At 54.9% G+C, this 7,466-nt stretch carries 5 protein-coding genes; 3 read left to right on the forward strand and 2 right to left on the reverse strand.

What is annotated here, in order from left to right:
• Positions 1-80: 80 nt before the first annotated feature.
• Positions 81-1,343, reverse strand: coding sequence for a TraB/GumN family protein (locus tag ADICEAN_RS19410; protein WP_009197368.1), 1,263 nt, complete (start codon positions 1,341-1,343; stop codon positions 81-83).
• A 514-nt stretch (positions 1,344-1,857) separates the two neighbouring features.
• Positions 1,858-3,444: an energy transducer TonB gene (locus ADICEAN_RS19415; RefSeq protein WP_009197369.1), complete on the reverse strand. Its 1,587-nt coding sequence runs from the start codon at positions 3,442-3,444 to the stop codon at positions 1,858-1,860.
• A 279-nt stretch (positions 3,445-3,723) separates the two neighbouring features.
• On the opposite strand from ADICEAN_RS19415, the gene ADICEAN_RS19420 reads away from it, so the two are divergent.
• From ADICEAN_RS19420 to ADICEAN_RS19430, 3 genes are all read left to right on the forward strand, one after another.
• The gene (locus tag ADICEAN_RS19420; RefSeq protein ID WP_009197370.1) at positions 3,724-4,380 is read left to right on the forward strand and encodes a gluconate 2-dehydrogenase subunit 3 family protein; all 657 of its coding nucleotides are present in this window, start codon (positions 3,724-3,726) and stop codon (positions 4,378-4,380) included.
• Positions 4,381-4,386: 6 nt separating this feature from the next.
• On the forward strand, positions 4,387-6,099 hold the full coding sequence (locus tag ADICEAN_RS19425) for a GMC oxidoreductase (protein ID WP_009197371.1): 1,713 nt from the start codon (positions 4,387-4,389) through the stop codon (positions 6,097-6,099).
• A 427-nt stretch (positions 6,100-6,526) separates the two neighbouring features.
• Positions 6,527-7,207 carry a carbonic anhydrase family protein gene (locus tag ADICEAN_RS19430; protein ID WP_009197372.1) on the forward strand — a complete coding sequence of 227 codons (681 nt, stop codon included), beginning with the start codon at positions 6,527-6,529 and terminating at the stop codon, positions 7,205-7,207.
• Positions 7,208-7,466 lie beyond the last annotated feature (259 nt).

Below are 7,466 nucleotides of genomic sequence, written 5' to 3' on the forward strand. Positions count from 1 at the left end.
AATCTTACTGATGAAAATTCGGGATGATTCATGTATTTTATTGAAGCTCCCACTGGCTCTTTTCTGCCTGAGTCATATCCTTATTGAAGGCCGCTGCTTAATCCCCCATAGGGGATAGTGGCCGGCGAATCCCGGATCAGAATCAGGATCTGAAACATATCGGTAGTGACCTGCTCCTGTTCCGAGAGTTTCAGAAAGGCCGCTGACTGCCCAAAGGGCGAGTTGCGGGCATCGAGCCGGTACAAGGCCGCTTTTGTGCCTTCCCGCAACTTTGGCAGCAGCTCCAGGCCGGCGGTGGCTTCGCTCATGGAACCATCATTCTCCAGTTTTCGGGTCAGGTACACGGGCATGCCGGTATCTTCGGTGGCCATGCGGTTGGGCAGCATGATCTCACAGTTGGTGTAGACAGAAAAAAACGAAACCACCCCCTGGATCTCCGGGGAGGCCTTTAGAATGGCCGCCAGGCGGGACTTGCCCGGGGGCTGCTGCTGCTTTACATGTTCGCTGCCAAACAGGCCTACCATCTGCTGGTTGCCGATGCCCAGCTGCTCTTTCCAGAACAGCAGGTTCTCATACATGAGCGAGTCGCGCTTTTGCTCCATGCTGCCCTGCTGCTGTAGCTGGTAGCGCTGGTGGAGGTTGCGCAGCAGGTAAGCGGTTTCGGCATAGCGGGAACCCAGCTGCCGGCGCATGAGCGGCTCCTGGGCGACAAAGCGCTCCCATGCCAGCCCAAATTTATGGAGCAGTTCGCTCCCGGCTTCCTGCAGGGGGTCTATGGCGTAAAGGGCTTCTTCAAAACTCCCCCGCTCACCCCTGCCTGTGCGGCCACGCACAAAGAGCTCCTGCTGCAGCCAGGCCAGGCTTTCGCGGTGGGAGAATTCAAGGTCAAGGGGCAGCAGAATCAGGCGCTCTTCTTCGGGCAACTGCCGGTTTAGCTCGTAGAGGTTGCGGTAGAGGCGCTCGGTGCTTTTGTTCCAGTGAAAAGAGCCCTGATGTCCCCTGAAAAAAGCCTCCAGGTAGGTCTCATCGCCAGTGCTCAGGTAGCGGTTCAGCAGCAGGCCGTCCAGGTAGCCCACCTCCAGCAGCAGATAGGTAAAGTTGATCTTTTTCTTGAGGTGGGCAATCAAAGCAAATTGCAGCTCGTAGGAGTATTGAATGCCATGCGTCTCGCCAATCAGAAGTACCTGCTGGCGGTACAGCTCTTTATCAAAAACGCGCTGCAGACCGCTGAAGCGCCCGTTCCAGGTAGCCTGGTTGGCCTGCAGGTAGGCCTGCGATTGGGGAAGGGTCTGGCTGTAGCCCAGCGGGCCTGCCAGCAAAAGCAGTAGGCAGAGTAAGCGCATCGGAGAGAGGATAAAAAAGTAAGGGCGTAGCCGAAAAAAAATGTGTAAAAGACCAGGCTATACCGCCTGCTAAAAAGAACGTTCCCTATTCCGGAAGGTTATGCTGCACAGGGCAGCATCTAAAAAGTACCTGTTTATGAGCCAGGCAGAAGCGCTACCAACAGCCTGCGAAGGACACTGAAGCACAGGAGCATGCGCTGCCTGGCAGATAATGAATAAGGTACAAATAATCGTTGATTATTCCTATTGATAAAAGACTACTGGGCTGGTGAGTCCGTAGGGATGCTTATACTTTTCCGCTTGCTGCACAACGGCCCCTAGAGCCTGCAGCCGGGTTACCCTGGATGGTATAGAGCAGGAGCTGGAGTGCTGTAAGCCCTGGTAAGGGGAGCTAGCCGTATTGAACCAGCGCAAGGGGGGTACCCTAAAATGGAAGAAGGCCCAGACTGCCACCACCCGCTGGTGGCAGCAATCAGCACCGAAAGTAGACAGGCCCTTTTCAGAGCTATGAAACCTAAAATCTGGGTATGCTGGGTGGGGTTACCGGCATGAACGCTGGATTATTGAAGAAGGGGTTGTAATGGTGATAATAGGTGGTCGGCTGATAAAAGCGCTGGAAGTAAACCGGCACAAGTACCTCCTGAACGACATCCTCTTTCTGATGTCTGCCGGCCGAAAAGCGCATGTTGATGAACGAATCCTTAAAAAGAGTGAGTGCAGCCTGGTTCATGGCAGGGGTTATCCCTCGCACTACTTCGGTATGTTCGGGCTTGCCGCTGGTATCCAGTAGTACCCGCACCAGCACAAGGCCTTCAATTCCCTTTTTTGCATCTTCTTTTGGGTAATAGGAAAGGCTTGAAAGCGTTTTGTTTATCAATTTTAACTGTTTAACAGAAGCATTATGGTCCGCAAGTTGGTAGACTTTGCGGCCTTGCTCATCGATGTAATAAGAAGCTGTCAGTTTGCGTTCCTGGAATTCACGTACCAGCGTACGGCCGATCACCTGGTCATAGACCTGCTCCGTTCCGGTACCTTTACCATCTACCAGCGATTGGCCATCAGGGGATTGCACCTGCAGGTAGAGCGTTTTGTTTTTGTCTGAAAGCAGGGTGCCGTACTGTAGTTCTCCATTTGGATGATAATAATACTGGGATTTGGAAGGCTCGCCCAGGTTTACACTGTACTCTCTGCGCTTAATGCCGCTGGCCGGATAGTACCAGACAAAATCCCCGTGTTTTAGTTGGGGCTTCGCATAGAGGTAATGCTCGGTAAACAGCTTTTCACCCGAAGGTGTGCTAAAGTCCAGCCGCCATTGGTCCTCATAGCGCTGTACCTGGGCGGTATAGGCGATCTGGGAGGGAGCGTTGGTCAGCTTAAGATCGGCCGTATAGGTAAGCGGCTTCTGGCTCCGGAAGGCATCAGTGTACTGTATAAAGCGGATCAGCTGGGGCATATCATCATGGGGCAACTCCTTTTTTTGCAGCAGCTCCAGCAAGTCCGGATAGTCTGTAAAGAGCGCCGCCGCTACTTCCTTAAATTCCTTAAAAAAGGAAACTGGCAGATCGACAAACATTTTCGTCTGCTTCACATACACAACGTAATTGTTGATACCCCGATGGGTAGTTTTGAAAAAGGAAAAGGCTTCAGTATCCGCTACGTGCAGTAGCATGCGGGGCAAAGGAATATTTTTTTTCTCCCATCCCTGTTTTACCCAGTGGAAAAATGCATCTGCTACCACAAGCGAATCCACACCCCTCTTTACAGCCCCGCCAACTTCGTGTTTGATCTTTTCCTTTTTTGATTTCTCATCCTTCTTAAGGCTGATCATGCCACTGCCATAGGTATAGAGAATCTCGCCTTTCACACTGCTGCCATCAGGCCTGTAATAGGTATCAGTGTATTTTGGCAGGGGGGTGATTTGGGAGTTGAAGGAGATAAGCAGGACATCAGCCGGTGCCAGGTCCAGATCTGCATGTCCGTGTATGAGCTGTCCGTTAAGGTCCAGAAATGCCCCTAAAGGGGTTTGAAGCTGGGGCGATTGGCCAAAGAGGGGGCTGATGGCGCCCAGGGCTAGGGTCAGGGAGAAAAGGAGCTTGTGCATGCTGCCGCAGGAAGAAAACGTTTGTGCGAAGATAGCTGCTGGCCTGCAGGGGATTATTGCATATTCATCACAATACTTACATGTTTTCAGATTCCTTAGCCCCTGGAGGGGTGGACATCCACCCTGTTTTCCAAAAAATTAGGGCTCTGGGTATGGCCTTTTGCTGGCCGGCATGTGTTTGGCAAAAATTATTCGTAAGTTACTATATGCCTTGGGGCGGCTGGCAACAGCCTCCCTCAGCAGCCGTACGACTGCCTTGCAAACCCTAGACCTCCTGCTGTGAAACGACGCAATGCCCTTAAAACCCTGACCCTGGCCGTAGGCGGCCTGATGCTCCTGCCGGCCTGCGACCGCTGGACCAAAGACAGCCTGCCGGCGGTTCCCCCCTTTCTGTCGGCCCGGGAAGAAGAAGTGCTCAGTGCCTTTATCGATACCCTTATTCCCGCCACCAAAATCCCCGCTGAGGGTACGCCCGATGCCGGTACGCCAGCTGCGCTGCTCCGCGGCGCCCGGGAGCTGGATGTGCCCCACTTTGTAGCGCGCATGCTCCAGGATTGCTATGAGCCCGCCCTGCAGGATAGTGTTCGCCTGGGCCTTGGGGTGCTGGATGAGCAGGCGCAGCGGCAGTTTTCTACCCCCTTTGCTTCCGCCAGCGCACAGGAGCGGCAGCAGCTGATGGGCGCCATGGAAGGGGGTACGCTACTGCCCGCCCGTACGGAAGATAAAGCCGGGCCTTCCAATGAGCCAGAGAATCCCGATGCTGCCGACCAAGCCGAAGCCGCCGAGCTACAGGGGGTCTATGCCCTGCTCAAAGGGCTCAGCATCCGTGGCTACCTAAGCTCCGAGTGGGTCATGCGCACCCACAGCGATTATCACCCCCTGCCGGGCCACTACAGTGGTTGCGTGCCCGTTTCAGATACTACCCCCCTACGCTAAGCCCCTATGGCCAACCTGACAATCGACGCCCAAAAAGACCTCACCTACGATGCCATTGTGATCGGCTCGGGCATAAGCGGCGGCTGGGCTGCCAAAGAACTGTGTGAAAAAGGCCTCAAAACCCTGGTGCTGGAACGGGGGCGCGATGTGCGCCATAACCTGGATTACCCCAGCACCAACCTGCACCCCTGGGAGTTTCCGCACCGGGGCCAGCTGCCGCTGGAGGTAAAGCAGCAAAACCCCATTGTAAGCCGCTGCTATGCCTTTTATGAGGGCACCGAGCACTTTTTTGTAAAAGATGCCGAGCAGCCCTATGTGCAGGAAAAACCCTTTGACTGGATCCGCGGCTACCAGGTAGGGGGTAAGTCGCTGCTGTGGGCCCGCCAGACCCAGCGCTGGAGCGATTTTGACTTTGAAGGCCCGGCCCGTGATGGCTTTGCCGTAGACTGGCCCATCCGCTACCGGGACCTGGCCCCCTGGTACAGCCATGTGGAGCGCTTTGCCGGCATCAGCGGCAACCGCGATGGTGTGCCCCAGCTGCCCGACGGGGAGTTTCTGCCGGCCCATGAAATGAACTGCGTGGAAACGCATTTTCAGCAGCAGATCGCCCGCCGCTACAAAGACCGGCAGGTAATCATGGGCCGTGCCGCCCACCTGACCAGGCCCGAGCCTATTCACCTGGAGCAGGGGCGGGCCAGGTGCCAGCACCGGGTCATTTGCGAGCGGGGCTGCCCCTTTGGCAGCTACTTCAGCAGCAATGCCAGCACCCTGCCCTGGGCGGCCAAGACTGGCAACCTGCGGCTGCAGCCCCATGCCATTGTGCACTCCATTTTGTACGATGAGCAAAAAGGGCGGGCCACCGGCGTGCGGGTGATCGATGCCCAAACCAAAGAAGTTACGGAGTACTATGCCCGCCTGATCTTTGTGAATGCCTCGGCCCTCAACACCAACCTGATCCTGCTCAACTCCACCTCCGGCCGCTTTCCGCAGGGGCTGGGCAACGATAGCGGCCTGCTGGGCAAGTATGTGGCCTTCCATAACTACCGGGCCCGCATTACGGCTGAATACGACGGCCATCTGGACTACACCACCTCCGGCCGCCGCCCCAACAGCCCCTACATACCGCGCTTCCGCAATGTGCACCGGCAGGAAACCGATTTTCTGCGGGGCTATGCCGCAGGCTTTGTAGCCCGGCGCATTTCGGAGTCGGACCAGCAGGGCATGGGCGCCTCCCTAACGCAGCGCCTCCTGAAACCCGAGCTCGGGGGCTGGCAGGTAGGCTCGCACATGATGGGCGAAACCATTCCCAAAGAGAGCAATTTTGTGGCCCTTGACCCCACGGCTACTGATCCCTGGGGCATGCCGCAGTTGCGCATCTCGGTGGCCTATGATGAGAATGATGAAAAGATGATCCGGGATTATCAGGAACAGCTCACCGAGATGTTTGCCCTGGCCGGCTTTACCAACATTCAGGCCAGCGACGATGGGCGGGCGCCCGGCCTTGACATCCACGAGATGGGGGGTGTGCGCATGGGCCACGACCCCAAAACTTCCCTGCTCAATAAATGGAACCAGCTGCATGCCTGCCCCAATGTGTTTGTGACCGATGGCGCCTGCATGACCTCTACGGCCACCCAAAACCCCTCGCTCACCTACATGGCCCTGGCTGCCCGGGCGGTAGATTTTGCCGTAGGGGAGCTTAACAAGCAGAACCTATAGGGCCCGGACACACTTGGCTATCTTACTTTTGTTCAATTTTTGAAAAAAAATACAGCAGAGGGGTTAATACTAAAAGTAGAGGCCTCATAGTTCTATCTCAAAGCTCAAGCGCATTATTTCCGCTAACTTTGGGTCTGTATCAGCCCGGCTTTTCTGAATACCACTTCTGACGGGCAATGCGGCAGCTGGCACTGCATTGGAATTGTCTAGTTTTAAGCTAATTTTAATCTGCCAATCCCCTATTTTGAGCGACCTTTACAGGCAGGAATAGCACAGCAGGCTCTCCTTAGCCCGGAAGCTGCCCCCCTGCTGGGCAGCATTGTTTTCCGGAAGGGAGATTCCCGGAATAGCTACCCCCAGCTACGCCAGAGCGGCGTTTGAGCGACCTGTAAACTAAAACGTACCACCTTTATAATTTTTGTAACGGATGCAAGCACACACCCAAGAAACACAGTCGAGCATAACCCCCCTTAAAGCCCTGGAGCTGTTAAAAGAAGGCAATCTGCGCTTTGTCAATAACCTGAAACGCAACCGCGATATCCTGCAGCAGGCCAACGAAACCCGCAACGGCCAGTGGCCTTTTGCCACCATCCTGAGCTGCATTGACAGCCGCACCTCGGCCGAGCTGATCTTTGACCAGGGCCTGGGTGATATCTTTTCCATCCGCATAGCGGGCAATATTGTGAATACCGATATTTTGGGCAGCATGGAGTTTGCCTGCAAGGTAGCCGGCTCCAAATTGCTGGTGGTGCTGGGCCACACCCGCTGCGGAGCCGTTAAAGGCGCCTGCGATAGTGTGGAGATGGGCAACCTCACCGAGCTGCTCTCCAAGCTGCAGCCGGCTGTGTATCAGGAAACCACCACCCAGGAGGCCGATAAGCGCAACTCCTCCAATGAAGAATTTGTGGAAAATGTGGCCACTATCAATGTAAAACGGTCGGTAAATGCTATTGTGGAGCGCAGCTACATTCTGGAGCAGATGATCGAGCGGGGCGAAATTGCCATTGTGGGCGGCATGTACAACCTGGAAACAGGACTGGTAGAGTTTTATGAAGACACCCTCATCAGCGATGCCAGGGGGATAAAAGCCATCCGCCACAAAGCGTAAAAGGAGCATAGTCTCCCTGCACACATGAGTCATCCCGAATTTTTAGCGGGACACTTAATAAAAAAGGCCTCAGAATGAATCTTTAGGCCTTTTTTTATTAAGGTAGGCTGTCATCTCGACCAGCGCGGCCGCCGCGCGGGGAGAGATCTTGGAAAGTTTTTAGTATGAGTTGTCCTATGCCGGATCTCTCCCGCTGGTCGAGATGACGTCCCTTCTTTATGTTTTTGGGCTAGATTACAGTAATCTAAGGCTGTTTTAG

Origin of the sequence: Cesiribacter andamanensis AMV16 (assembly GCF_000348925.1) — a bacterium.
Classification (GTDB): domain Bacteria; phylum Bacteroidota; class Bacteroidia; order Cytophagales; family Cyclobacteriaceae; genus Cesiribacter; species Cesiribacter andamanensis.